The 25,557-nt window shown below is 70.7% G+C and carries 18 protein-coding genes and 1 other RNA gene; 13 read left to right on the forward strand and 6 right to left on the reverse strand.

The window, feature by feature from the left end; all coding sequences use genetic code 11:
- Nucleotides 1-88: 88 nt before the first annotated feature.
- From OHA88_RS28205 to OHA88_RS28220, 4 genes are all read right to left on the reverse strand, one after another.
- A complete protein-coding gene (locus tag OHA88_RS28205; protein WP_328627554.1) occupies nt 89-1,012 on the reverse strand; it encodes a carbohydrate ABC transporter permease in 924 nt (307 codons plus the stop codon).
- A 97-nt stretch (nt 1,013-1,109) separates the two neighbouring features.
- Entirely contained in the window at nt 1,110-2,495 is a 1,386-nt protein-coding gene (locus OHA88_RS28210; protein WP_328627555.1) for a carbohydrate ABC transporter permease, read from the reverse strand.
- Nucleotides 2,496-2,499: 4 nt separating this feature from the next.
- The gene (locus OHA88_RS28215) at nt 2,500-3,858 is read right to left on the reverse strand and encodes an ABC transporter substrate-binding protein (protein ID WP_328627556.1); all 1,359 of its coding nucleotides are present in this window, start codon (nt 3,856-3,858) and stop codon (nt 2,500-2,502) included.
- Between the two features lie 268 nt (nt 3,859-4,126).
- Entirely contained in the window at nt 4,127-8,164 is a 4,038-nt protein-coding gene (locus OHA88_RS28220; protein ID WP_328627557.1) for an FHA domain-containing protein, read from the reverse strand.
- Between the two features lie 512 nt (nt 8,165-8,676).
- Here OHA88_RS28220 and OHA88_RS28225 point away from each other — a divergent pair.
- The 4 genes from OHA88_RS28225 (at nt 8,677) to OHA88_RS28240 (ending at nt 14,262) form a co-directional block, all read left to right on the forward strand.
- On the forward strand, nt 8,677-10,338 hold the full coding sequence (locus OHA88_RS28225; protein WP_328627558.1) for a serine/threonine-protein kinase: 1,662 nt from the start codon (nt 8,677-8,679) through the stop codon (nt 10,336-10,338).
- A 168-nt stretch (nt 10,339-10,506) separates the two neighbouring features.
- Nucleotides 10,507-11,745, forward strand: a complete 1,239-nt coding sequence (locus OHA88_RS28230) for a serine/threonine-protein kinase (protein ID WP_326604014.1) — start codon at nt 10,507-10,509, stop codon at nt 11,743-11,745.
- 151 nt (nt 11,746-11,896) lie between these two features.
- On the forward strand, nt 11,897-13,003 hold the full coding sequence (prfB, locus tag OHA88_RS28235) for a peptide chain release factor 2 (RefSeq protein WP_328627559.1): 1,107 nt from the start codon (nt 11,897-11,899) through the stop codon (nt 13,001-13,003).
- A 407-nt stretch (nt 13,004-13,410) separates the two neighbouring features.
- Nucleotides 13,411-14,262 (forward strand): hypothetical protein, encoded by an 852-nt coding sequence (locus OHA88_RS28240; RefSeq protein WP_328627560.1) that lies wholly within the window; start codon nt 13,411-13,413, stop codon nt 14,260-14,262.
- A 141-nt stretch (nt 14,263-14,403) separates the two neighbouring features.
- On the opposite strand, the gene OHA88_RS28245 is transcribed toward OHA88_RS28240, so the two are convergent.
- The gene (locus OHA88_RS28245; RefSeq protein ID WP_030922919.1) at nt 14,404-14,607 is read right to left on the reverse strand and encodes a hypothetical protein; all 204 of its coding nucleotides are present in this window, start codon (nt 14,605-14,607) and stop codon (nt 14,404-14,406) included.
- A gap of 268 nt (nt 14,608-14,875) precedes the next feature.
- Here OHA88_RS28245 and ftsE point away from each other — a divergent pair, with 268 nt between their 5' ends.
- The 5 genes from ftsE to ssrA all read left to right on the forward strand — a co-directional run bounded on the left by ftsE (nt 14,876) and on the right by ssrA (nt 18,768).
- Nucleotides 14,876-15,565 (forward strand): cell division ATP-binding protein FtsE, encoded by a 690-nt coding sequence (gene ftsE, locus OHA88_RS28250; RefSeq protein WP_014046319.1) that lies wholly within the window; start codon nt 14,876-14,878, stop codon nt 15,563-15,565.
- A 51-nt stretch (nt 15,566-15,616) separates the two neighbouring features.
- Nucleotides 15,617-16,534: a permease-like cell division protein FtsX gene (ftsX, locus tag OHA88_RS28255; RefSeq protein ID WP_326604011.1), complete on the forward strand. Its 918-nt coding sequence runs from the start codon at nt 15,617-15,619 to the stop codon at nt 16,532-16,534.
- A 68-nt stretch (nt 16,535-16,602) separates the two neighbouring features.
- The gene (locus tag OHA88_RS28260) at nt 16,603-17,796 is read left to right on the forward strand and encodes a S41 family peptidase (protein WP_328627561.1); all 1,194 of its coding nucleotides are present in this window, start codon (nt 16,603-16,605) and stop codon (nt 17,794-17,796) included.
- Nucleotides 17,797-17,814: 18 nt separating this feature from the next.
- Nucleotides 17,815-18,303 carry an SsrA-binding protein SmpB gene (gene smpB, locus OHA88_RS28265; RefSeq protein WP_030922931.1) on the forward strand — a complete coding sequence of 163 codons (489 nt, stop codon included), beginning with the start codon at nt 17,815-17,817 and terminating at the stop codon, nt 18,301-18,303.
- 95 nt (nt 18,304-18,398) lie between these two features.
- Nucleotides 18,399-18,768: a transfer-messenger RNA gene (gene ssrA / locus OHA88_RS28270) on the forward strand.
- 61 nt (nt 18,769-18,829) lie between these two features.
- Here the strand turns inward: ssrA and OHA88_RS28275 are convergent.
- On the reverse strand, nt 18,830-20,077 hold the full coding sequence (locus tag OHA88_RS28275; RefSeq protein WP_328627562.1) for an MFS transporter: 1,248 nt from the start codon (nt 20,075-20,077) through the stop codon (nt 18,830-18,832).
- Between the two features lie 84 nt (nt 20,078-20,161).
- Between OHA88_RS28275 and OHA88_RS28280 the strand changes: the two genes are divergently transcribed.
- The 4 genes from OHA88_RS28280 (at nt 20,162) to OHA88_RS28295 (ending at nt 25,540) form a co-directional block, all read left to right on the forward strand.
- Nucleotides 20,162-21,121: a LysR family transcriptional regulator gene (locus OHA88_RS28280; RefSeq protein ID WP_328627563.1), complete on the forward strand. Its 960-nt coding sequence runs from the start codon at nt 20,162-20,164 to the stop codon at nt 21,119-21,121.
- 322 nt (nt 21,122-21,443) lie between these two features.
- Entirely contained in the window at nt 21,444-22,109 is a 666-nt protein-coding gene (locus OHA88_RS28285; RefSeq protein WP_328627564.1) for a hypothetical protein, read from the forward strand.
- Complete coding sequence (locus tag OHA88_RS28290; RefSeq protein WP_328627565.1) at nt 22,110-24,302, forward strand: bifunctional polysaccharide deacetylase/glycosyltransferase family 2 protein; 2,193 nt, start codon at nt 22,110-22,112, stop codon at nt 24,300-24,302.
- Complete coding sequence (locus tag OHA88_RS28295) at nt 24,299-25,540, forward strand: acyltransferase family protein (RefSeq protein WP_328627566.1); 1,242 nt, start codon at nt 24,299-24,301, stop codon at nt 25,538-25,540. Before OHA88_RS28290 ends, OHA88_RS28295 begins: the two co-directional genes overlap by 4 nt.
- The last annotated feature ends 17 nt before the right edge of the window (nt 25,541-25,557 follow it).

Genomic DNA, 25,557 nt, shown 5'->3' on the forward strand with positions numbered 1-25,557 from the left:
GGGGCGTGCCCGTTCGGAGTAACGGGACACGCCCCATGTTGACGTACATCCGGTCGACGTACAGTTGATGGATTTCTGTGTGGCGCTGCTACTTGACCGCGCCCGCCATCACGCCGGAGACGAACTGGCGCTGGAAGGCGAAGAACACCGCAAGTGGAATCACCATCGACACGAAGGCACCGGGCGCCAGCACGTCGATGTTGTTGCCGAACTGCCGTACCTGCTGCTGCAGGGCCACGGTGATCGGGGGCGAGTCGGAGTCCGCGAAGATCAGCGCGACCAGCATGTCGTTCCACACCCAGAGGAACTGGAAGATCCCGAGCGAGGCGATCGCCGGACCGCCCAGCGGCATCACGACCCGGGTGAAGAGCCGGATCTCTCCCGCCCCGTCGAGCCGGGCCGCCTCCAGGAGTTCGCGTGGGATCTCCGCGAAGAAGTTCCTCAGCAGGAAGATCGCGAAGGGCAGGCCGAACGCCGTGTGGAAGAGGATCACACCGAAGGTGGTCTCGAAGATCCCGATCTCGCCGAAGAGCTTGGACACCGGGATGAGAGCGACCTGCACCGGGACCACCAGCAACCCGACGACCAGCAGGAACCACCAGTCGCGGCCGGGGAAGTCCATCCAGGCGAAGGCGTACCCGGCGAGCGAGCCGAACACCACGACCAGGACAGTCGCCGGGACGGTGATCATCACCGTACTCAGGAGGGAGTGGGTGATGGTCGAATTGTCCAGCAGCCGGGAGTAGTTGTCGAAGGTGAGCTGGGACGGGGCGGTGAAGACCTTCCACCAGCCGGTCGCCGCGATCTCCTCGCCGCTGCGCAGTGAGGAGAGCAGTAGTCCGATGGTCGGCATCAGCCAGAACAGGCCCACCAGGATGAGGAAGACCCGCATCACGCCGCCGCCGGCGCGGGCCGCGATCCGTGAACCGAGGGACTGCTTCGCCCGCGCCGCGTCGCTGCCGGAGGCCGGGGTCGTGCGGGTGGCCGCGGCCGTCGTCGACGGGGTTGTCATCGGCGCCCCTCCTTCCGTATCCGGCGGATATTGCCGTGCTCCTCCGGGGGACAACCCCCGGACCTCCGGCCGGAGGTGGCCGTGATCGACGGAGTGGTCATCGGCGCCTCTCCCTCCGCATCCGGCGGATATTGAAGATCATCACCGGGATCACCAGCAACAGCAGGAGTACGGCGATGGCGCTGCCGATCCCGAGGTCCGCATCCGTTCCGAACGAGGACCGGTACAGCTGGAGGGCCAGGACGTTCGCGTCGTCCTGGGAGGAGCCGGGGGCGATGATGAAGACCAGGTCGAAGATCTTCAGGACGTTGATCATCAGCGTGACCAGTACGACCGCGAGCACGGGCGCGAGCATCGGCACGGTGATCCGGCGGAACACCTGCCACTCGTTGGCGCCGTCCACCCGGGCCGCTTCGAGGAGTTCACGCGGCAGGCCCGCGAGTCCGGCCGCGATCAGCACCATCGCGAAGCCGGCCCACATCCAGACGTAACTGCCGATGATCCCGGGCGTCACCAGGGTGGGGCCGAGCCAGTCGACCCCGTTGTACGGCTCCTTGAAGTTCGATGCGGGGAGCCGGAGCAGGGCTCCGTCGGCCGCGGCGGGCAGGGTGAACGTACCGTCCGCGGCGGCCTTCGCCGAGGCGACCACCTTGCCGTTCTTGACCGCCTCGACCTCGAGCCCCTTGAGACCGAGCTCCTTGGTGTCGATGACATTGGGTTTGCCGCCACCGCCCTTGGTGAAGTCCAGCCATGCGGTACCGGCGACCTTCCCGGACGGCGCGGTGGCCGCCTTCGCCGGCTTCGCATCGGTCGGCATCTTCGCGGGCGCCACACCGACCAGTGGCAACTGGACCGGTTCGCCGGCCCGTACCGGCACCTTCGTGACGAACGATCCGCCGCCGCCCGCCTTGAGCGGATGGACGGGCAGCGGGTGCGCCTTCGGATAGCCGGCCGACTCGGCGAACGTGTCGTGCACACCCACCCATACGGCGTTGGCGACCCCACGCTCCGGGGCCTGGTCGTACACCAGCCGGAAGATGATGCCCGCGGCCAGCATCGAGATCGCCATCGGCATGAAGACGATCAGCTTGAACGCCGTACCCCAGCGGATCCGCTCGGTCAGCACCGCGAAGATCAGCCCGAGCGCGGTGGAGATCGTCGGCGCGAAGACGACCCAGATCGCGTTGTTCTTGACCGCTGTACGGATGGTGTCGTCCGTGAACAGCGCCTTGTAGTTGTCGACACCGGCGAAGCCCGTACCCGACTGGTCGAAGAACGACCGGTAGACGGAGTAGCCGATCGGATAGAGCACGAGCGCGCCGAGCAGCACCAGCGCGGGCAGCAGGAACGCCGTCGCGACGATCCTGCGGGTGCCGGTCACGCTCCTGCGGGGGCGCGGCTGTCCAGGGCGCCCGGAGCGCTCAGGGGGACGCTTGTCGGCGGGGGGCACCGCGTCGGCGCCCCCCGCTGTCGCTGTCGTCATCCCGTCAGCTCTTGTACGCCTTGGCCGCGTCGGACTCCAGTTTCGCCTGGGTCCCCGCGATGTCCTTCGGGTTCTTCAGGAAGTCCTGGAGGGTCTTCCACTCACCCTTCCCGGGCGTCCCGCCGAACGACTGCGGGGCCTGGTCGGACATGTCGAACCGGACGGCGTCACCGGCGGCGATCAGCGCCTTCGCCATGGTGCGCTGCACCTCGTTCGGATACGCGGCGGTGTCCAGGGCCTTGTTCGGCGAGATGAACCCGCCCTGCTCGGCCCAGATCTTCGCCGCGTCCGTCGAGGCCAGCCAGGTCAGCAGGGCCTGGGCGCCCTTGCTGTCCTTCAGGGCAACCGCCGCGTCGCCGCCCGTCACCACGGGGGACTCGGCGCCGACCGCCGGGAACGGGAACACCTTGGCGTCCGTACCGATCTTCGCCTTGGTCTGCGCGATGTTGATACCCACGAAGTCGCCCTCGAAGACCATGGCGGCCTTGGGCTGGTCACCGCCGGTGAACGTCTGGGTGACCGAGGCCGGGAACTCCGTCTGCAGCGCACCGTCCGCGCCGCCCGCGATCAGGGACGGCTTGCCGAAGAGCTCGGCGAGCGTGGTCAGTGCGTCCTTGACGGACGGGTCGGTCCACTTGATCTTGTGCTGGGCCAGCTGGTCGTACTTCTCCGGGCCCGCCTGGGAGAGGTAGATGTTCTCGAACCAGTCGGTGAGGGTCCAGCCGTCCGCCCCGCCGACCGAGACCGGGGTGACACCCGAGGCGGAGACCGTCTCGGCCGTCGCCATGAAGTCCTTCCAGGTCTTCGGCTCGCTCGCCCCCGCGTTCTCGAACGCCTTGCTGTTGTACCAGATCAGGGACTTGTTGGCGGCCTTGAAGTAGACGCCGTACTGGGTGCCGTCCACCGCGCCGAGGTCCTGCCAGACCTTCGAGTAGTTCTTGTCCAGCTGGGCCTTGGCGTCGGCGCCCACCGGCTTGGCCCACTTCTTCTCCGCGGCCTGCTTGATCGCGCCGACCTGCGGGATCATCGCGACGTCCGGCGGCTGACCGCCCGCGATCTTCGTACCGAGGAAGTTGACGATCGGGTCCTGCGCAGGGACGAAGGTGACCGTGGCGCCCGTGCGCTTCTCGAACTCCTTGAGAACCTTGACGAAGTTGGCCTGCTCGGGGCCGGTCCAGACCGCCGCGACCGAGATCTTCTCGCCGTCCAGCTTGGGCAGTGAGACACCCGAAGGCGTCTTCTCGGAGCTGCTGGAACCTCCGCCCGCCTTTCCCTTTCCGTCGTCACCGCAGCCGGTGAGGGCCAGTGCGCCGATGGCTGTGAACACCATGGCGGCCCTGCGAATCCGAAGCGTTGTGCGCATCCGTGCCCCGTCTCTCCTGAGCGCCTGCCTGTACGTGTGAGTGTCTGCTCGTGTGCGCACAGTCCTACGCCGGGTGCACGGGCGCCGCAATACCGCTCCCGGTGTCAACTTGTCGATCGTGATGGGCTCGTGACGTGAGGTCAGTCGTGTTCGCTCACCGGACGGGCCCGATGTCCCAGCCCGTCCGGTGATCGAGGACGAAATGACGAAATAGCGAAATACGCAAGGGCGGCCGGGGCGAGGATGCCCCGGCCGGGGTGAGGGGACCTCAGGGGTGGTGGGCCACGAGCGGAGCTATTCGCTCGGCGTTCACCGAACGGGCCGCCCGCTCCAGCGCACTGGCCAGCAGCGCCAGGTCCGTCGGCCCGTTGCCCAGCTCGCGGACCGGGCGCCGGGTGGGCGGATCGCCCATCCGCTCCCACTCCAGCGGGACGACGGTGGGCCGCAGGGTCGCGGTACGCGGAATGCGGCCCGTCACCCGGCCACCCTGGAACGGCGTCACCCGCCCGTCCGGATGCCCCAGCCTCCCCCGGCCGGGCAGCGGGTCCTCCGGCGAGGGCGGCACGACGGGCGCGTCGAGCACCACCCGCAGCCGCGCCCCGTGGGCCAGTTCCGTGTCCTCGGTACGGTCGGCGCGGGCGGACGTCGCGACCAGATGGACGCCCAGTCGGCCGCCGTCCCTCGCGACGGCCTCCAGGGCCCGGACGACCGACCCGGCGGCGGGCCGGCCCGGGCTGCCGAGGGCGGGTGCGACCAGCGCGTCGAAGTCGTCGACCAGGACGACGAGCCGGGGCAGCGGGGACGGGCCGGGATCCACCGACCGCGCGGCGGCGGGCCGCAACCGGAGCGTGCCGCTCGTCGCCGGGTCCAGATCGCCGCGCTGCTCGGCGGTGCTCGGTGCTCGCTGGCCGACCATCCGCTGCGCCACCTCGTGCCGGACGTGCCACTCGTCGAAGTCGAGCCGCCCGAGCAGCTCGGCCCGCCGCTTCAGTTCGCCGCCCAGTGCCTGGGCGAACTCACGCATCCTCAGCGGATCGGAGGCCGTCAAGTTCATGAACGCATGCGGGAGTTCGGTGCAGGGACGCAGACTCTCGCCGCGCTCGCCACCGGCGCCGTCGACGAGCAGGATGCCGAGCCGGTCGGGCCGCGCCGCGGCGGCGAGCGAGGCGGCGACGGCGCGCAGCAACTCGGTACGTCCACTGCCGGCTGGGCCCTCGATGAGGAGATGGGGCCCTTCGTCCGCAAGATCGATACTGACCGCACCCCGGGGCCCGGCGCCGAGAACGACGATGGGCCGGGCGGCGACTGCGGTCGCGTCGGGGGCCGGGGCAGTGCAGGCTGCAGCAGCCCTGACCGGGCTCGCACCCTCGGCCACCCGAGCAGCAACCTGCGGAGCATCGCCGCCACGGGGCCCGCTCACCCGGCTTGCGGCACGCTCGGCGGGCTCGGTGCCAGGACCGGTCCGAGAACTGGAGGAGTCGCCAACCGCACGGTCGTGACGCTGCGCGCCGATCCGGGGGGTGGCGGGGTACGGGGTACGCCCGGAGTCCGATGCGTCGGCGCGGGGGTACGGGGTGCGGCCCGAGCCGGAGGTCTCGCCGGCCGGGTACGGGGTCCGCCCGGAGCTGGAGGCATCCGCCCTCGGGTACGGCGTGCGTCCTGAGCCCGAGGTGTCCGTGCCGGGGTACAAGGTGCGGCCTGAGCCGCGGTTGTCCGTGCCCGGGTACGGGGTGCGCCCGGAGTCCGACGTGTCGGCGCGGGGGTACGGGGTGCGGCCCGAACCTGAGGCATCCGCCCCCGGGTACGGCGTGCGCCCCGAGTCCGGGGTGCCCGCGCCCGAGTACAGGGTGCGTCCTGACCCGGTGCCCGACAGGCTGCCGTCGCCGCGAACCGACGCATGCCGTGGTGTGCCCGCATGGGTGTCGTTGCTCGTGCCGGGGTACGGGGTGCGGCCGGAGCCGGACGTGTCGGTGCCCGGGTACGGGGTGCGTCCCGACTCCGACGACTCGCCACCGGGGTACGGCGTACGCCCCGACCCGGATCCGTACACGTCATCCGCCGCCCGGGCACCGGTGGCACCCGCACCGGCCGGGCGCGAGGACTGCGACGGGACGCCCGGCCCGCCGTCGGCGGTGCGCTGCGCGCCCACACGTGGCCCCGCGCTGCCCGGGTACTCGGTGCGGTCCGAACCGTGGGTGCCGACGGGCGGCACCTCCATGCTGCCGAGCCCGTGCACCGTCGCCCCCGGCTGGTCGTCCGACGTCGACGCCCAGCGGGCCATCAGCGAGGCCGGGGTGGCCCTGGCCAGGCCCAGCTCGTCCAGCAGGCGGGCGGACGGCGGGAGGGCCGCAGCCGTCCGGCGGCCCGGTGCCGTCGCCGAACCCTGCGCACGCAACGGGGCCAGCGCCCGCCCGAACCGCTCCGCCCAGGCCGCCGACACCGCGTCCACCGCGGCCACCGTGCCGTGGCCCGCGGCCTGCCCGCCCGCCGTACGCAGCAGCCGCAGTGCCGTCGCCACATCGCCGCTCAGTATCGCCACCGCCCCGCACTCGCGGAACGCGATCGACGCATGGCAGGCCGCCTCGTACGTCGCCGCGACCGGCGAGGTGGGCGACGCGGCCGGCGTCTCGGCCAGGCAGATCAGATGGATCCCGGCGGCCGCACCCGCGGCGGCCAGCCGGGCCGTGGTCTCGCGCAGCACCGCGGAACCGGGGTCGCCGTCGACGATCACCACGGTGTGCGGCCCCACGTACCGCCGGGCGGCCTCGGCGACCGTGCCCCGGTCGACGCTGGCCCAGCCGGTGCCGAGCGGCCCGTCGTCCAGCCGGCGCACCAGCTCCGTCGTACGGGCGGTGGCCTGCTCCCGGTCGTACGCGAGCAGCAGCCGGCAGTCCTGGCCGTGCATCGGCCGCAGATGGGGGAGCCAGCCGAGCCACGCCCACTGACGCCTGCGCTCGTCCGCGTTGCGGGCGCGGTCGGTACTGATGAGCACGATCTCCAGGTCGGCCGGGGAGTGCAGCGCGGCGAGCTGCGCGACCGCAGAGCGGGCGAGCCCGGCCAGCCGCTCCCGCGGTCCGGCGAGCCCGAGCGAACCGGCCTCCCGCAGTCCCACGGTCACCGGTACTACGGGCAGCTCGGCCCGGTCGGTGGTGCCGAGCCGGACCACCAGCGCCTCCGGGTGCTCGGCGTCGCGCTCCCACAAACGGGGGCCCGGTCCGAGGGCGGTCAGCAGCACGGTCGCCGGATCGGGCCATGTCTCCCCGACCGACGAGCCCGACGGGCGCGAAGCCGTGACGGAGGACGGGGCGGACGGGCCCGGTCGGCCCACCGGCCGCGACTCGTCGGGCGCGGCCTCGTGCACCGGCTCGCCCTTGTTGCCCGCAAGCCTGCGGGCCCAGGCTCCTATCCCGCCGCGCCGGGGTGCCTCGTCGTCCGTGAACCGGCCGGCCGGCCCCCGCCCGCCCCGGTCACCGGCTTCGGCCGGTGCGCCGCTTCCGTACGCGAACGCGACGCCCCCGCCGGACCCGAGGCCGGGCGAGACACCCGCGCTGTACGCATGACCGGAGCCGTACTCGCCCGACCCCGACCTCGACCCCGACCTCGACTTCTCCGACTCCGAACCCTCCGGGAAGTTCCCGTCCTCGCCGACGCCGCCCGCTGCCCGCGCCACGCGCAGATGACCCTCGCCGTCCGGCGTCGTGGCCAGCGTCGGCGTACGCGCCCCAGAGGCCAGCCGCAGCGTCGATTCGCCGAGCCGCAGCAGCGCACCCGGCTTCAGCCGGACCGGACGGTCGTGGACCTCCATACCGTCCAGCGAGGTGCCGTTCGTGGAGCCCAGGTCGGTGACCGAGACCTGGCCGTCCTCGGAGACCGCCACCGCGCAGTGCAGCCGGGACACATCGGGGTCGTCGAGCGGGACGTCCGCGTCGGCGGAGCGGCCGATCCGGATCTGCCCACCGTGCAGCAGATGGACGCCGCCGGCGTCGGGGCCCGCCACCACATGGAGCTGAGCCGGTACGGCGTCGTCCGCCGCCTCGTCCTCGCCCGGGACCTGGAGCGACAGCACCGCCCCGTCGACCAGGGGCGGCTCACCCAGCGCGCACCGCTGCGCGTCGAGCCGCTCGCGCCCGGCGAACAGCACCACCGCACCGCTGCCGAGCGAGCCGTCCGGCCCGGTGACGGCCGCAGCGAGGTTGGAGGCCACAGTGGCGAGCGCCGTCCCCGCAGGGGCGGTGACGAGCACGTCACAGGCGCGAGCCGGGGTCTGGCCGCTGGGCGGCGCGAGGACGGTCAGCCGGATCTGCATCGCCGTCAGCGGTCCCTTCTGCGCGGGGTGCCCGGCAGGGGAAAAGCCCTGTGATTCCCCCCACCCGGCACGGACGCGTCGTCCGGTACAGGTCGTCACGTACCGCGAGGCTCCCGCCCCCACAGTTCCGTGCTGGAGGCATCCTCGCACCTGCCACCGACAACACGCCCGGGGGCCACCTGGAATTGATCTTGGAGTGTCGGCTGTGGTCCCAAAAGTGCCTGCTTGGGGCGTTCCGGGGAGCTGCGCACGGGAACCGGACAGCCGCCCGAGGCCGGCCATGGGCACGTTTGTGCGGCAACTCCGCGGCAACCATCCGTCCGGCGTGCGCGTCTTCCTGCGGACACGACGAATCGCACGTTCCGGACACGACGGCTCACTCGCCGTTCACGACCGGAGAACGACCGACCGGTGTCCCGTTCGAAGGCCACGAAGCGGCACTAGAGTGGGCCGGAACTCCCGGGCGGCCCCCGGGGGACCGCAAGCACCACGATCAGCAGGGAGCGCATGACGTGCGGCCGGTAGGCAGCAAGTACCTGCTCGAGGAGCCGCTGGGACGCGGCGCCACGGGCACCGTCTGGCGTGCCCGCCAGCGGGAGACCGCAGGGTCCGAGGCGGCAGTCGCGGGTCAGCCCGGCGAGACCGTGGCGATCAAGGTCCTCAAGGAGGAGCTCGCCAACGACGCGGACGTCGTGATGCGGTTCCTGCGCGAGCGCTCCGTGCTGCTGCGGCTCACCCACGAGAACATCGTGCGCACCCGTGACCTGGTCGTGGAGGGCGATCTCCTCGCCCTCGTGATGGACCTGGTCGACGGCCCCGACCTGCACCGCTACCTCCGCGAGAACGGCCCGCTCACCCCGGTCGCGGCCTCGCTCCTCACCGCCCAGATCGCGGACGCGCTCGCCGCCAGCCATGCCGACGGCGTCGTCCACCGCGACCTGAAGCCGGCCAACGTCCTGCTCTCCGAGCGCGACGGCCAGATGCACCCGATGCTCACCGACTTCGGCATCGCGCGGCTCGCCGACTCCCCGGGGCTGACCCGGACCCATGAGTTCGTCGGCACGCCCGCCTATGTGGCGCCGGAGTCCGCCGAGGGCCGGCCGCAGACGTCCGCGGTCGACATCTACGGTGCGGGCATCCTGCTGTACGAGCTGGTCACCGGGCGGCCGCCGTTCTCCGGCGGCACCGCCCTCGAAGTGCTGCAGCGGCACCTCAGCGAGGAGCCCCGCCGCCCCACCACCGTCCCGGCACCGCTGTGGACAGTCATAGAGCGCTGCCTGAGCAAGGACCCGGACCGGCGGCCCAGCGCCGAGAACCTGGCCCGTGGGCTGCGTACCGTCGCGGCCGGCATCGGCGTGCACGCCAACTCGGCCCAGATCGCCGCCGCCGACGGGGTGGGCGCCCTGCTCGCCCCCGACCCGGCGCCCCCTGCGGTCCCGGGGACCCAGGGTGCGGCCGACCCGACACAGGTGCTGCCGAGCAATGCGGGTGCGTACGACCCGAACGCGGCGACCAGTGTCATGCAGCACGCCCCCGGCCAGGGATACGGGCAGGGCCAGGGCGGGTACGCCGACCCGACCGCGGTCATGCCGCCCGTGCCGACGCGCCCGGAAGGCCCGCCGCAGCCCGATGGCCCGCACCCGTGGCAGTCCCAGCTGCAGGCGGCCCGCGACCGCAACGAGCAGACGCAGGTCCAGTACCTCGACCCGAGCCAGGACCCGCTGCGCCGCCGCCCCCAGCGCCAGCAGCCGCGGCCCCAACAGGCCCAACAGCCCCAGCAGCAGCGGCCGCAGCACCAGCAGTACGGACAACAGCCCCAGCAACAGCAGCAGTACCCCCAGCGCCGTCAGCAGCAGCAGTACCCGCAGCAGCAGCAGCCGCAGCGCCAGCAGTACGCGCCCCCGCAGCAGCCGCCGCCCCAGCAGCCGGCCCCGCGCCAGCCCCGCGAGCCGAGGCAGCGCAGCGCCAACCCGACGAAGATCCCGGGCCTCGGCTGCCTCAAGGGATGTCTGTTCACCGTGGTGTTGCTGTTCGTCGCGGGCTGGCTGATCTGGGAACTGACGCCCCTGCAGGACTGGGTGGCCCAGGGCAAGAGCTACTGGCAGGCGATCGGTGACGGGATCTCGGCCGCCACCGACTGGCTCTCCAAACTGGGCGACAGCGGCGCCAACTGAGACGCACGCACCACCGACTTCGTGGCTTTGTCGACTTCTGCGGGGCAATTTCGCCCGCAGAAGTGAAGGTTGGCGCCATGCAGGGCACGCAGCACCCCGATCGACGCGTAACTTTGTCGACCGGGGGTTAGTGAGCGAGGTCCATCGCCAGCCGCTGAGGGAGCAGTCTTGGCACGGAATATCGGCAGCCGGTACACCGCCCACCAGATCCTGGGGCGCGGCAGCGCCGGCACGGTGTGGCTCGGCGAGGGTCCTGAGGGCCCCGTAGCCATAAAGCTCCTCCGTGAGGACCTCGCGTCCGACCAGGAGCTGGTCGGACGCTTCGTCCAGGAGCGAGCCGCCCTGCTCAAGCTCGACCACCCGCACATCGTCGGCGTCCGCGACCTCGTCGTTGACGGCAACGACCTGGCGCTGGTCATGAACCTGGTACGCGGCACGGATCTGCGCACCCGCCTCGACCGCGAGCGCCGCCTCGCCCCCGAGGCAGCGGTCGCGATCATCGCGGACGTGGCCGACGGCCTCGCCGCCGCGCACGCCGCCGGAGTGGTGCACCGCGACGTCAAGCCGGAGAACATCCTGCTCGACATGGAGGGCCCGCTCGGCCCCGGCGGTTCGCACCCGGCACTGCTCACGGACTTCGGGGTCGCGAAGCTCATCGACACCCCGCGCCGCACCAAGGCCACGAAGATCATCGGTACGCCGGACTATCTGGCCCCCGAGATCGTAGAGGGTCTCCCGCCGCGCGCCGCCGTGGACATCTACGCTCTCGCGACGGTGCTGTACGAGCTCCTCGCGGGCTTCACACCGTTCGGCGGTGGCCACCCCGGCGCAGTGCTGCGCCGCCACGTCACGGAGACAGTGGTCCCGCTCCCCGGCATCCCCGAGGAACTCTGGCAGCTCCTGGTCCAGTGCCTGGCCAAGGCCCCGGCCTCCCGGCTGCGCGCCTCCGAGCTCGCGGCCCGCCTGCGCGAACAGCTCCCGCACCTGGCCGGCATCCCGCCCCTCGACGTCGACGAGCCGGACACCGAACCGGAACCGCAGCCGTACGACGAGCAGCAGTACACCCCCAACCCCGACGAACCCCGCCGCCGCGGCGCGGTCCCGCTGGTCCCCGGCGCGTCCCCCGACTCCAACCGTGACACCCACACGAGCATGCGCGTCCCCGCCCCGGACGAACTCTCCGGTGGCCCCCGGGGCACCGCCCGGGCCCCGCGCGCCCCGGGCCAGCCGCGCCCCGGCTCGGCCCGGAACAAATCGGCCGCCATCCGCAAACGCCGCATCACGCTCGGCGCAGTGGCGATAGTGCTGTGCGCGGCACTGGGCGTCGGCGGCTGGCTGGCCCTGAGCGGCAACGACGCGGACGCGACACCACAGGACTCGGGGAGCTCGGCACCGGCGGTGCCGTAGGCCTCCGGAAGATCGAACGGGTCCGGTCACTGTGGTCCCGGACACCCTGAGTCCGTCCGCCGGGCGGCCCGGCGGCCCCGTACACAGGGATTCCGGCCCGCGATCAAGCAGTCCGGGGCAGGTCCGCGCCGACAGCCGTTACGCTGGACCCGTGGCAGTCGTCGATATTTCCGAAGAGCTGAAGTCCCTCTCCTCGACCATGGGGTCGATCGAGGCCGTCCTGGACCTGGATGCGCTGAGGGCGGACATCGCCGCGCTCGAGGAGCAGGCGGCGGCGCCGTCCCTCTGGGACGACCCGGACGCGGCACAGAAGATCACCAGCAAGCTTTCGCACCTCCAGGCCGAGGTCCGCAAGACCGAGGCCCTGCGCGGTCGCATAGACGATCTTGCGGTCCTCTTCGAGCTCGCGCAGGACGAGGCCGACGCCGACACCCTCGCCGAGGCCGAGACGGAGCTGGAGTCCGTCAGGAAGGCGCTCGACGAGATGGAGGTCCGTACCCTCCTCTCCGGCGAGTACGACTCCCGTGAGGCGCTGGTCAACATCCGGGCCGAGGCCGGTGGCGTCGACGCCGCCGACTTCGCCGAGAAGCTCCAGCGCATGTACATCCGCTGGGCCGAGCGGCACGGCTACAAGACCGAGGTCTACGAGACGTCGTACGCGGAAGAGGCCGGCATCAAGTCGACCACCTTCGCCGTGCAGGTTCCGTACGCCTACGGCACGCTCTCCGTCGAGCAGGGCACCCACCGGCTCGTCCGGATCTCGCCCTTCGACAACCAGGGCCGCCGCCAGACGTCCTTCGCGGGTGTCGAGGTGCTGCCGGTGGTCGAGACGACCGACCACATCGAGATCGACGAGTCCGAGCTGCGCGTCGACGTGTACCGCTCCTCCGGCCCCGGTGGCCAGGGCGTCAACACGACCGACTCCGCGGTGCGCCTGACCCACCTGCCGACCGGCATCGTCGTCTCCTGCCAGAACGAGCGCTCGCAGATCCAGAACAAGGCGTCCGCGATGAACGTCCTCCAGGCGAAGCTCCTCGAGCGCCGCCGCCAGGAGGAGCAGGCCAAGATGGACGCGCTCAAGGGCGACGGCGGCAACTCCTGGGGCAACCAGATGCGTTCGTACGTCCTCCACCCGTACCAGATGGTCAAGGACCTGCGTACGGAGTTCGAGATCGGCAACCCGGAAGCGGTCTTCAACGGCGAGATCGACGGCTTCCTGGAGGCGGGCATCCGCTGGCGCAAGCAGCGGGAGAAGTAGCAACCAGTTCGCGCGTACGGCGGTGCCGGGACCCCCACAGGGTTCCGGCACCGCCGTTTTCGGTACCCGGCGGCCGCCGTGGTGCGGGCGGAATTCCGTTGTCCGAAGGGGAGTTGGGGCCGCGAGTTGCGTAGGCCCCGTGGTGAGTGCGTCACAGTCGTGATTCTGATTGACGGTCAACTGCTCGCAAAACGGTGCACATTGCACGGAACAGGCTTGACGTAGTCCTTAACTCTGGACAGGGTGCTAGTGCAGCATGCGTATGTCTGGGACGGGTGTGGGCGGGGGAGAGCGGCTTGACCACGGCATTACGTGGCCCGGCAGGCCGAGAGCGCAACCCCCGGCAGAGCCGTGAGCCCGCATATGGCTGCTCCATTGACGAGAACAGCTACTGGGGGTAGCAGCAGATGACCAAGAAGACGCGAGTCCGCGTCGCGCGGATAGCCGCCGGTGCGGTAATCGCCGCGGGTGCCTCGCTGACCGCTGCCGGCGCGGCACAGGCCGTCGGCATCGGTATCGGCGTGGACGCCGGTGACAATGGCATCCACGCTGGTGTCGAGGTGAGCAACGGCGAGGGCGACGACGGCGGGCTGATCGGCGGCGTCGACGCCGGCACGGATGCGGGTACCGATGCCGGTACTGACGCCGGGACCGATGCGGGTACTGACGCCGGGACCGATGCGGGTACTGACGCCGGGACCGATGCCGGCACGGACGCGGGTACCGATGCCGGTACGGACGCGGGTACCGATGCCGGTACGGACGCGGGTACCGATGCCGGTACGGACGCGGGTACCGATGCCGGGACCGATGCAGGCACCGACGCCGGTACGGACGCGGGTACCGATGCCGGTACGGACGCTGGCACGGATGCGGGTACCGATGCGGGCACGGACGCCGGCACCGATGCGGGCGCCAACGGCAACGGTGGCAACGGCAACAACGGTGGCAACGGCAACGGCGGCACCGGGGACAACGGCGGCAACGGCAACGGCGGCGCCTCCGGCGACACCACCGGCGGCGACGACGGTGGTGCCAACACCTGCACCGTCGACCTCGACGGCGCCGAGTGCGCGGACAACACCGACACCGACAGTGTCGGCAACCAGCCGGTCGAGCAGGGCAAGGGCAAGGACGAGCTCGCCGAGACCGGTGCGGCCGAGACCACGTTCCTGCTGCTCGGTGCCGCGACGATGATCGCCGGCGGCATCGGCTTCCGGATCCTGCCGCGTCTGGTGAACGGCCGTACGGTCGCCTAAGGCCCCTGTGGCCGGTGGACGCGCCTGCGTACACAGAAGGGCCCGGGACAGCCGATCGGCGTCCCGGGCCCTTCTACGTACGCACACGGTCACGTATTCACTCCGCCATGCGGGCGGTGACGGTTACAGACAGCTACACGGTCATACGGTCTGGTGCGCCAGCAGTGCCAGCGTCGCCAGCAGCACCACCAGCAACGCGACCAGCATCGCCGGGCTCAGGCCCGCGAAGAGTCCCTGCTGCTCTTCCTGCTGCTGCAGCCGTGCGCGGCTGGCCCGGCATACCGGGCACCGGCCCTCGTTCACGGGCGCCGCGCAGTTTGCGCACACCAATCGGTCATAGGTCATGCGCTTTCCTCCTCCCGCGCGGCGGAGCCGCATACGCGTTCTCTCCGCACAACGCTCATGGAAACGCATCCGTTCCCCCTCCACTGTGCCAGCTCGCGCAGATTTCGGCGCGGCCCGCCGGAAACACCCGGTCCGTTCCGGCTCCGGTTGCGCCCCGGCACGGTTCCGTTCCGCCATAAATCGCCCATCAGCGGACGCGCGCCTGCACGCCTCAGCCCGGTTCGCGTATGGTCACGCACACCTACTCCCGGCCGACCGTGGTGCATCCGTGATCCGATTCGACAACGTCTCCAAGACATACCCGAAGCAGAGCCGTCCCGCTCTACGGGATGTGTCTCTCGATATCGAGAAGGGCGAGTTCGTCTTCCTGGTGGGCTCCTCCGGCTCCGGCAAGTCCACCTTCATGCGACTCATCCTCCGCGAGGAGCGTGCCAGCCAGGGCATGGTCCATGTCCTCGGCAAGGACCTCGCGCGCCTGTCCAACTGGAAGGTGCCGCAGATGCGGCGCCAGCTGGGCACGGTCTTCCAGGACTTCCGGCTGCTCCCCAACAAGACCGTCGCGGAGAACGTGGCGTTCGCCCAGGAAGTCATCGGCAAGCCGCGCGGCGAGATCCGCAAGGCCGTACCGCAGGTCCTCGACCTCGTCGGTCTCGGCGGCAAGGAGGACCGGATGCCCGGTGAGCTCTCCGGCGGTGAGCAGCAGCGCGTGGCGATCGCGCGGGCGTTCGTGAACCGTCCCATGCTGCTGATCGCGGACGAGCCGACCGGCAACCTCGACCCGCAGACCTCCGTGGGCATCATGAAGCTGCTGGACCGGATCAACCGGACCGGGACCACCGTCATCATGGCGACCCACGACCAGAACATCGTCGACCAGATGCGCAAGCGCGTCATCGAGCTCGAGCAGGGCCGTCTCGTACGCGACCAGGCCCGCGGCGTCTACGGCTACCAGCACTGAGCGGATCCGGCCGCGCCGGACCCGCTGAGCATCGAGTACTGAAAGGACGCCATGCGCGCCCAGTTCGTCCTGTCGGAGATCGGCGTCGGTCTCCGTCGCAATCTCACGATGACCTTCGCCGTCGTCGTCTCCGTCGCCCTCTCGCTCGCCCTGTTCGGCGGCGCGCTGCTGATGCGCGAGCAGGTCAGCACGATGAAGGACTACTGGTACGACAAGGTCAACGTCTCGATCTTCCTCTGCAGCAAGAACGACGCGGAGTCGGCGGCCAACTGCTCCAAGGGCGCCGTCACCGCTGAGCAGAAGAAGCAGATCGAGACCGACCTCGGGAAGATGAGCGCCGTCGAGAAGGTCGAATACGAGTCGGCCGACCAGGCGTACAAGCACTACCAGGAGCAGTTCGGCGACTCACCGATGGCCGGCAACATCACGCCGGACCAGATGCAGGAGTCGTTCCGCGTCAAGCTGCACGACCCGAAGAAGTACAAGGTCGTCGCCACCGCCTTCGCGGGCCGCGCCGGGGTGCAGTCCGTCCAGGACCAGAGATCCATCCTGGACAACCTCTTCGGGCTGATGAACGGCATGAACGTGGCCGCGCTCTTCGTGATGGCGCTGATGCTGGTCATTGCGCTGATGCTGATCGTGAACACCGTCCGCGTCTCGGCGTTCAGCCGGCGCCGCGAGACGGGCATCATGCGGCTCGTCGGTGCGTCCGGGTTCTACATCCAGATGCCGTTCATCATGGAGGCCGCGTTCGCCGGGCTCATCGGTGGCGTGCTCGCCTGCGTCATGCTGCTGGCCGGGCGGTACTTCCTGATCGACGGCGGTCTGGCCCTCCAGTCGAAGCTGAATCTGATCGACTTCATCGGCTGGGACGCGGTCTTCACCAAGCTGCCGCTGGTCCTTGCGATCGGGCTGCTGATGCCCGCCGTTGCCGCACTCTTCGCGCTGCGCAAGTACCTCAAGGTGTGACATGCGCCCCGTAGGGCGCGCGGTGAACCCGCCGTGCGCCCTCGGAGTGTTGTCCTAGACTCATCGCCATGTCGGGCCCCACGCACGCTGTCGGGCCCCGCGGCCTCTGCCGCGGGGCGGCCCTGACATTGGTCTTCGCGAGCGTCCTGGCCACCGGGGCGGCGACCGGATCTCTGCCGCACGGGCACGGGGCGAACGCCGCGATAAAGGCCGGTGCCGTCGCCTCCACCGCCGACCGCGACGAGGTCGCGCACGCGGCCGCCGAGGCGCTGGCCGACGGCAAGTCCGCTACGGAGGCGGCCGAGGAGGTCGTCAGCCGCAGCGGGGACCGCTGGGGCGCGGTGTACGACGAGCGGGAGTACGAGGAGTTCGAGCAGGCCCTCGACGGCTCGTACACGGGGGTCGGACTGGCCGCGAAGCGCTCGGCCGACGGGCTGGTCGCCGTGGCCCGGGTCCAGCCGGGCGGCCCCGCCGACCGGGCCGGCATCGAGCGGGACGACCTGCTCCGTACGATCGACGGCCACCGGGTCGACAAACGCCCCGTCGCCGAGGTCGTCGCCCTGCTGCGCGGGGACCGTACGAGCGCTGCCGCAGGCACCACCGTCGTGCTGGGCGTCCAGCGCGGCGCCACCGGCCGGACGAGGACGCTGACGCTGACCCGGGCCCGGCTCATCACCGAGGCCGTCACCGTCCAGAAGCTCGGACCGTACCGTTCCGATTCCTCCGCAGCTGTACTGATCAAGGTCGACTCGTTCACCAAGGGCGCCGGCGCCAAGGTCCGCGACGCGGTCCGGAGCGCACCCGCGGGCGCCGGGGTGCTGCTCGACCTCCGCGGCAATTCCGGCGGGCTGGTCACCGAGGCCGTGGTCGCCGCCTCCGCGTTCCTCGACGGCGGGCTCGTCGCCACGTACGACGTGCACGGCGAGCAGCGCGCCCTCTACGCCGAGCCGGGCGGCGACACCGTACGGCGCCTCGTCGTCCTCATCGACGGCGGCACCATGAGCGCGGCCGAGCTGCTCACCGGCGCCCTCCAGGACCGGGGCCGCGCCGTCACCGTCGGCTCGCGGACCTTCGGCAAGGGCTCCGTCCAGATGCCCAGCAAGCTCGCGGGCGGCTCGGTCGCCGAGCTGACCGTCGGCCACTACCGCACCCCGGCGGGGCGCAGCGTCGACGGGCACGGCATCACCCCGGACCTCGCGGTCTCCTCCAGGACCCTGCAGCGGGGCGAGACAGTATTGAGTGGCCTCGGGGGTGGGTCGTAGTGCGAAAATGGCCGCACTATGGCTAAGGAAAAGGACACAGGGCGCAAGCTCATCGCGCAGAACAAGAAGGCGCGGCACGACTACCACATCCTCGACACCTATGAGTGCGGTCTCGTGCTGATGGGCACCGAGGTCAAGTCGCTGCGGCTGGGCCGGGCCTCGCTGGTGGACGGCTTCGTCCAGATCGACCGGCACGAGGCGTGGCTGCACAACATCCATGTCCCCGAGTACGTGCAGGGGACCTGGACCAACCACTCCGCCAAGCGCAAGCGCAAGCTGCTGATGCACCGGGCCGAGATCGACAAGCTGGAGTCGAAGTCGCAGGAGACCGGGCACACGATCGTGCCGCTCGCGCTGTACTTCAAGGACGGCCGGGTCAAGGTCGAGATCGCGCTCGCCAAGGGCAAGAAGGAGTTCGACAAGCGGCAGACGCTGCGGGAGAAGCAGGACCTGCGGGAGACGAACCGTGCGATCTCGGCGGCCCGGCGGCGTCAGCGGAGCGCCTGAGCGCGCTCCGGCAGGAATAGGCTGGCACCGTCGTGCGTTGGTCACGTACGATGGCACTGCACCTCACAGCGGGTGCACCTTTGAAAAAACAACATGGGGATGATCGGTTTCGACAGCGGATGTCGAAGCAGGGGAAGCGTGTCGAGGAAGCGGCAATGATCTCGTAAACCATATGTCGCAACCAATAATCGCCGATTCCAAGCGCGATTCCTTCGCCCTCGCTGCCTAAGTAGCGACTTGCGAAGTGTCAGCCCGGGGGTGATCCCGACCCGGATCCTGGCATCATCAAGGGATCTAAACTTCTAGGCCCGGTCACGGGGCCTGGAAGGAAATCAAACAGTGGCTGGGCCTGTCGGAGGCTTGTTCGCGTGATCTCCGGGGCCGAGAAAAGCGCAGCGAACTGCACACGGAGAAGCCCTGATTCTGCACCGTTGGACGCGGGTTCGATTCCCGCCATCTCCACAATTCCCATGTGAACGAGGACCCCGTTGCCCACCGGCAGCGGGGTCCTCGTTCGTGTCCGGCTTCATGTCCGGCGGATTCCGACCGCCGCGACGGCCAGGGCGAGTCCTGCCGCGCAGACCGGGACGACGTACCCCGTCACCGCCCCCGTGTGCTCCACCATCCAGCCGCCGGCCGCCGAACCGGCCGCTATCCCGCCCAGCAGTGCGGTGACGGAGAGCGTCATGCCCTCGTTCAACTGACCCTCGGGTGTCAGCCGTTGCACCAGCGTCATTCCGGTGACCATCGTCGGCGCCGTGGCCGCGCCCGCCAGCAGCAGACTGCCGGCCAGCGTGAGCAGCGAACCGCTCGCGGAGGCGGCGAGCAGCGGCAGGGACATCAGCGTCGTCATCCCCGCCAGGCACCACAGCAGCCGGTGCCGGATGTCCGTGGCCGGGCGCAGCGATCCGTACAGCAGGCCCGCCACGCACGAGCCCCCTGCCTGGAGCGCCAGGATCGCGCCCCCGGCGTGCGCGATCGTGACGACCTCCATGGCGCCGAAGACCGCGCCGGTGGCGAGGAAGGTGGCGAGCAGTGCGGGCATGCCGTGGGTGCGCAGCGGGGAGCCGGCCCGGGTGTGCGGCGCCACCGGGGGCTCCGTGGCGCGCTGGGCGGCGAAGACCAGGACGCCGGTCATCAGCAGGATCGTGCCGATCAGCGTCCCGGCCTCGGGGAAGAGTGCCGCGCACAGGAGTGCGGCGAGGGCGGGGCCGAGCATGAAGCACAGTTCGTCGGCGGCCTGTTCGAAGGAGTTCGCGGTGTGCAGCGCGGCCGGGTCGCCGCGGTGCAGATGGGCCCAGCGGGCGCGGGACATGCCGCCGGTGTTGGGGGTGGTGGCGGTGGCGGCGTAGGCGGCGAAGAGCGTCCAGGCCGGGGCGTCGTAGTGCACGCAGAGCAGCAGCGCGAGCGAGCCGAGCGCGGCGATCGCGGTGGCGGGCACGGCGATCCTGGCCTGGCCGTACCGGTCGACGAGCCGGGCCGTCCAGGGCGCGACGACGGCGGTCGCGGCGAGCCCGGTCGCGGTGACCGCCCCGGCCAGGGCGTACGAGCCGCGCGACCCGGCGATCATGATCACGGCGCTGACGCTGAACATCCCCATCGGCAGCCGCGCGATCAGATTGCCGGTGGTGAAGGCGCGGGCGCCGGGGGTGGCGAGCAGGCGGCGGTACGGGTTGGTGGAGACCCGGCGGGCGGGGGCGCCGGTGCGCGGGGCGATCACCAGCAGGCCGCCGGAGACGGCGTGCAGCGGTGTGGTGGGCGTGTCGGACGGCATGGGTCAACCCTCGCGGCGCCCGGCCGGTGCGGTCCAACACCTGCTCCGCACCCATTCACGCACATCTGTTGTAAGTTCGGGCCCGTGACCTCCTCCGATACTGATCCCCGGCTGTTGCGCGCCTTCGTCACCGTCGCCGAGGAGCTGCACTTCACCCGCGCCGCCGCCCGGCTCTACGTCGCCCAGCAGGCACTCAGCCGCGACATCCGGCGGCTGGAGCGCGAGCTCGGTGCGGAACTGTTCGTGCGGACCACTCGGCAGGTCTCCCTCACGCCCGACGGCGAACGGCTGCTGCCGCACGCCCGCCGGGTGATCGCCGCCCATGGCGACCTCCGCGCCGCCTGGGCGGTCCAGACGCGCCCGCTGCTGGTCGACATCAGTGCCCCGGTCGGGACGGGCCACCGGCTGCTCGGGCTGGCCCGCAGCGAGGCGCCGGAGGTGGAGTTCGTGGCGCGCTATCTGAGCGGGCTGACGGGGGCGGCGGCGGAGATCCTGGCCGGGCGGCTCGATGTCTCCTTCGGCCGGGTGGCAGGGCTCGATCCGGCGGTACGGGCGGCGCTGGCGCATCAGCCGGTCTGTTTCGAGCGGCTGACCGTCCTGCTCCGCGACGACCATCGTCTGGCGTCGCTCGCCCGGGTCCCGATGGCGGCGCTGGCGGGGGAGCGGCTGTACGCGGCGGCGGGCAACCCGGCCACCGCGGAGTGGACCGACCTCGCGGAGCGGCTGTTCGCGGGGCGGGGGATCGAACTGGTGGCGCCCTTCCCGGAGATCGTGGGGGAGGAGGAGTTCGTACGGGTGGTGCGGAAACAGGGCTGGTCGGTGCTGGCGAGCACCGAGTTCATCGAGGTGCCGGGGATGGTCGTACGTCCGCTGGTCGACCCCGTGCCGCTGTCACCGGTGTCGCTGGTGTGGCGCAAGGGGCTGAAACACCCGGGGGTGGATGCGCTGCGGCGGGTCGCGGCGGGGGTGACGGCGGCGGAAGGGGGGCTGGAGGTGCCTGCCGGGAGCTGGCTTCCCGAGGGAGACCTGGCCTTCATGTCGTAGGCGTGCCGATGCCGCAGGTGTGCTGACGCGACAGGTTGGCCGATTGTTGGCCAACTTCGGCTCAACTCCGGAACAGATAAACGTGGATTGTGCATGTAAGGGTGGATCTTCATTTCGGTCGAGGCTGTGTGAAATCGGTGTATCCCCCATTCCTCGACATCACTCGTTCAGGGGCAATTTCGTCAGCTTCGTGCGCTACATTCATCCTCCGGGTGCAAGGTGCTGGGGGGGCGCACGGACCGGGTGGGGGCCCAGTCCGTCGGTACGTAACTGGCTCAAACGTGCGCACCCGTTTTTCTGAGTGGGGGATGTGCCTACACCTGTGGAAAATTGGCGTGAAGGTGCCCGTACCGGGCACACGCACGAGCCGAACGATGTCACCGTCCAGCTCGACGGTCTCGGACGTCAGCTCTCCGAACTAACTGCCGAACCAGGAGTCCCCGAAGGCTCCGACGGTCCGGTCTTCGTCGACGAGAGCGGCCGGCGCAGCAAGACGTTCAGGCGTCTGGGCTGGGTCCTTGCCGCGGTCTGCGCCTGCTACGCGGTGACGCTGGTCGTCGCCCTGCTCGGCGGCAATTCCAGCGCGCCGTGGCTGCCGCTCTCCGGTCAGAAACAGCACAAGAAGGCGGACGAGGCGCCGGCACCGTCCGTTCCGTCGGGCAGCGCCGACGCGGTCGTGCCGGTGGGCGCGACACCGGGTGCCGCGGAGACGGAGCAGGTGGTCGGCGGCAGCGCGACGCCATCGGCCGGAGCCACATCCGGCAGCGCGTCCGCGCCCGGCAAGGACCCGTCGAAGCCGACAACCGTCGTATCGCCGAAGGCCAGCAGCACCACCGGCGGGGGCAAGAAGCCGGAATCAGGGACCCCGACCCCCCGGCCGCCCGCCGCGACCACGACGCCGCCCGTCGATCCCGGTCCCACCGGGACGCCGACATCGCCCGTCGAGTCCCCGGATCCTCCTGTGCAAGAGCAAGAAGGCGCCCAGTAGATGACCACCCCCGCCTCGCGGGGCAGGCACAACAGACAGAAGCGGAACCAGCGCCGCAGGCTCCCCATGCGTTATCTGCTGCCCTCCGTGTTTCTCGTTGCCCTGCTCGCCATGCTGATGTTGCGCGGCTACGTGCACAGCGAAATCCTCGCCGACCACCGGGTCCAGGCCCCGGCACCCACCGACCAGGTGCCCGACGCGATCCTCGACGGCGGGCCGGTCATCGACGCCCGGAGTGCCACCGCGCCGGCCAAGACGCTGCGCATCCCCGATCACCGGATCGTGCTGACCTTCGACGACGGACCGGACCCGGTGTGGACCCCGCGGGTCCTCGACGCGCTGAAGAAGTACCACGCGCACGGCGTCTTCTTCGTCACCGGAACGATGGCCTCGCGCTACCCCGACCTGGTCCAGCGCATCGTCGACGAGGGGCACGAGGTCGGGCTGCACACCTTCAACCACCCGGATCTCTCCTACCAGTCGCACTCCCGTATCGACTGGGAGCTGTCCCAGAACCAGCTGGTACTGGCGGGTGCGGCAGGCATCCGTACGTCCCTGTTCCGGCCGCCGTACTCGTCGTTCGCCGACGCCATGGACAACAAGTCCTGGCCGGTCACCCAGTATGTCGGCACGCGCGGCTACCTCACCGTCGTCAACAACACCGACAGCGAGGACTGGAAGCGCCCCGGGGTCCCCGCGATCATCGAACAGGCCACCCCCAAGGGTGGCAAGGGCGCCGTCATCCTGATGCACGACTCCGGCGGCGACCGGTCCCAGACCGTGGCCGCCCTGGGTGAGTTCCTGCCGCAGATGCAGCAGCGGGGCTACACGTTCACCAACCTCACCACCGCCCTCGGCGCCCCCAGTGCGCACACCCCCGTGACCGGGTTCGCACTGTGGAAGGGCAAGGCGTTCGTCTTCACCGTCGACCTCTCCGAGAAACTCACCGACGTGCTGGTGGCCGGGCTCGCCGTCATCGGGGTGCTCGTCCTCGTCCGCTTCGGACTGATGCTGCTGCTGTCCTTCCTGCACTCCCGGAAGGTCCGCAGGAGGGACTTCAGCTGGGGGCCCGCGTTCCGCCGCCCCGTCTCGGTGCTCGTGCCCGCGTACAACGAACGCGAATGCATCGCCAACACCGTGCGTTCCCTGGTGGCGAGCGAGCATCCCATCGAGATCATCGTCATCGACGACGGCTCGACGGACGGCACGGCGGACATCGTCGAGGCGATGCGGCTGCCGAACGTCCGTGTCATCCGCCAGCGCAACGCCGGCAAGCCCGCCGCCCTCAACAACGGCATCGCGCACGCCCGCCACGACATCGTCGTGATGATGGACGGCGACACGGTCTTCGAACCGGCCACCGTCCGTGAACTGGTCCAGCCGTTCGCAGACCCGAAGGTCGGCGCCGTCGCCGGGAACGCCAAGGTCGGCAACCGCGACTCGCTGATCGGCGCCTGGCAGCACATCGAGTACGTGATGGGCTTCAACCTCGACCGCCGGATGTACGACATGCTGCGCTGCATGCCGACCATCCCCGGCGCGGTCGGCGCCTTCCGCCGCGACGCGCTGGACCGGATCGGCGGTATGAGCGAGGACACCCTCGCCGAGGACACCGACGTCACGATGGCGCTGCACCGCGACGGCTGGCAGGTCGTCTACGCGGAGAACGCCCGCGCCTGGACCGAGGCGCCGGAGACCGTGCAGCAGCTGTGGTCGCAGCGGTACCGGTGGTCGTACGGCACCATGCAGGCGATCTGGAAGCACCGCCGCGCCGTCGTCGAGCGCGGCCCGTCCGGCCGCTTCGGGCGCGTCGGACTGCCGTTCGTCGCCCTGTTCATGGTCGTCGCCCCGCTGCTCGCGCCCCTCATCGATGTCTTCCTGCTGTACGGACTGGTCTTCGGCCCCACCGAGAAGACCGTCGGCGCCTGGCTCGGCGTCCTCGCGGTGCAGGCCGTCTGCGCCGCGTACGCCTTCCGGCTCGACAAGGAACGCATGACGCATCTGATCTCGCTGCCCCTCCAGCAGATCCTCTACCGGCAGCTCATGTACGTGGTGCTGCTCCAGTCCTGGATCACCGCACTCACCGGCGGCCGGCTGCGCTGGCAGAAGCTTCGCCGTACGGGAGTGGTGGAGGCGCCCGGCGTGATGGTGAGCCAGCGCGGGCGCAGCAACGATCGGAGACCCGTCGCATGACGAGCAGTTACACCCCGGCGTTCCCCCCGCCCCGCCCGGCCCCGGTGCCCGCCCGGTCCGCCCCACCGGCACCGGAGGCGTCCGCGCCGGCCGCCCCGAAGAGGCCGGGCCGCGACCGCTACCTCGACCTGCTGCGCGCCGTCGCCCTCGTCCGCGTCGTCGTCTTCCACATCTTCGGCTGGGCCTGGCTGACGGTCGTGTTCCCCTCCATGGGCGTCATGTTCGCCCTCGCGGGTTCGCTGATGGCGCGCTCGCTGGACCGCCCTGCCCCGGCCGTCGTGCGGGCCCGGCTCCGCCGTCTGCTGCCCCCGATGTGGGCGTTCGCCGCGGTCGTCGTCCCGGTCATGTTCGTCCTCGGCTGGAAGCCCCTGAAGGAGGAGGGCATCTGGTGGTTCATCAAGCTGGGCTGCTACCTCCTCCCGGTCGGCGCCCCGCCCTACCCCTGGGAGAGCGGCTCGCGGGGCGGCTTGCTGGAGGTGTCCTGGGCGGACCAGGCCGTCGGACCGCTCTGGTACATCCGCGCCTACCTCTGGTTCGTGCTCGCCTCACCGCTGCTGCTGAGGGCCTTCCGCAGACTGCCCTGGGCGACGCTGCTCGCCCCGCTCGGTCTCACCGCCGTGATCGGCACCGGACTGGTCACCGTGCCAGGGGAGACCGGCGAGGGGCTCGTCGACTTCGCGGTGTTCGGCTCCTGCTGGGTCCTCGGCTTCGCCCACCACGACGGACTTCTGAAGAAGGTCCCGCGCTACCTGGCGGTCTCGCTCGCCGCGTTCCTGATGGCGTTCGGACTGTGGTGGGCCGCGGGACATCTGACGCAGGAGGGCTGGAACCTCGACGAGATCCCGCTGGCCCAGGCGGCCTGGTCGCTCGGCTTCTGCGCGATTCTGCTCCAGTACGCACCGTCCTGGCAGCAGCTCCCCGGCAGGCTGGCCCGGTGGGACAGCCTGATCACCCTCGCCAACAACCGCGCGGTGACGATCTACCTCTGGCACAACCTGCTGATCATGGCGACCTCGCCGCTCCTGGACCAGCTGTGGAACATCCCCTGGGTCGGTGACCGCATCGGTCCGTACGTCGACTCCTCGTACGCGGTGCTGATGCTGCTCCTGGTCTGGCCGCTGCTGGCGCTGATGATCCTTGCGGTCGGCTGGGTCGAGGACGTCGCCGCGAAGCGCAGCCCCCGGCTGTGGCCCACCGGCGCGTCCGCGAGACGGAAGAACGCACCGGCCCCGCAGTGACCGGCCTTCTCCTCACC

Source organism: Streptomyces sp. NBC_00353 (assembly GCF_036108815.1).
Lineage (GTDB): Bacteria > Actinomycetota > Actinomycetes > Streptomycetales > Streptomycetaceae > Streptomyces.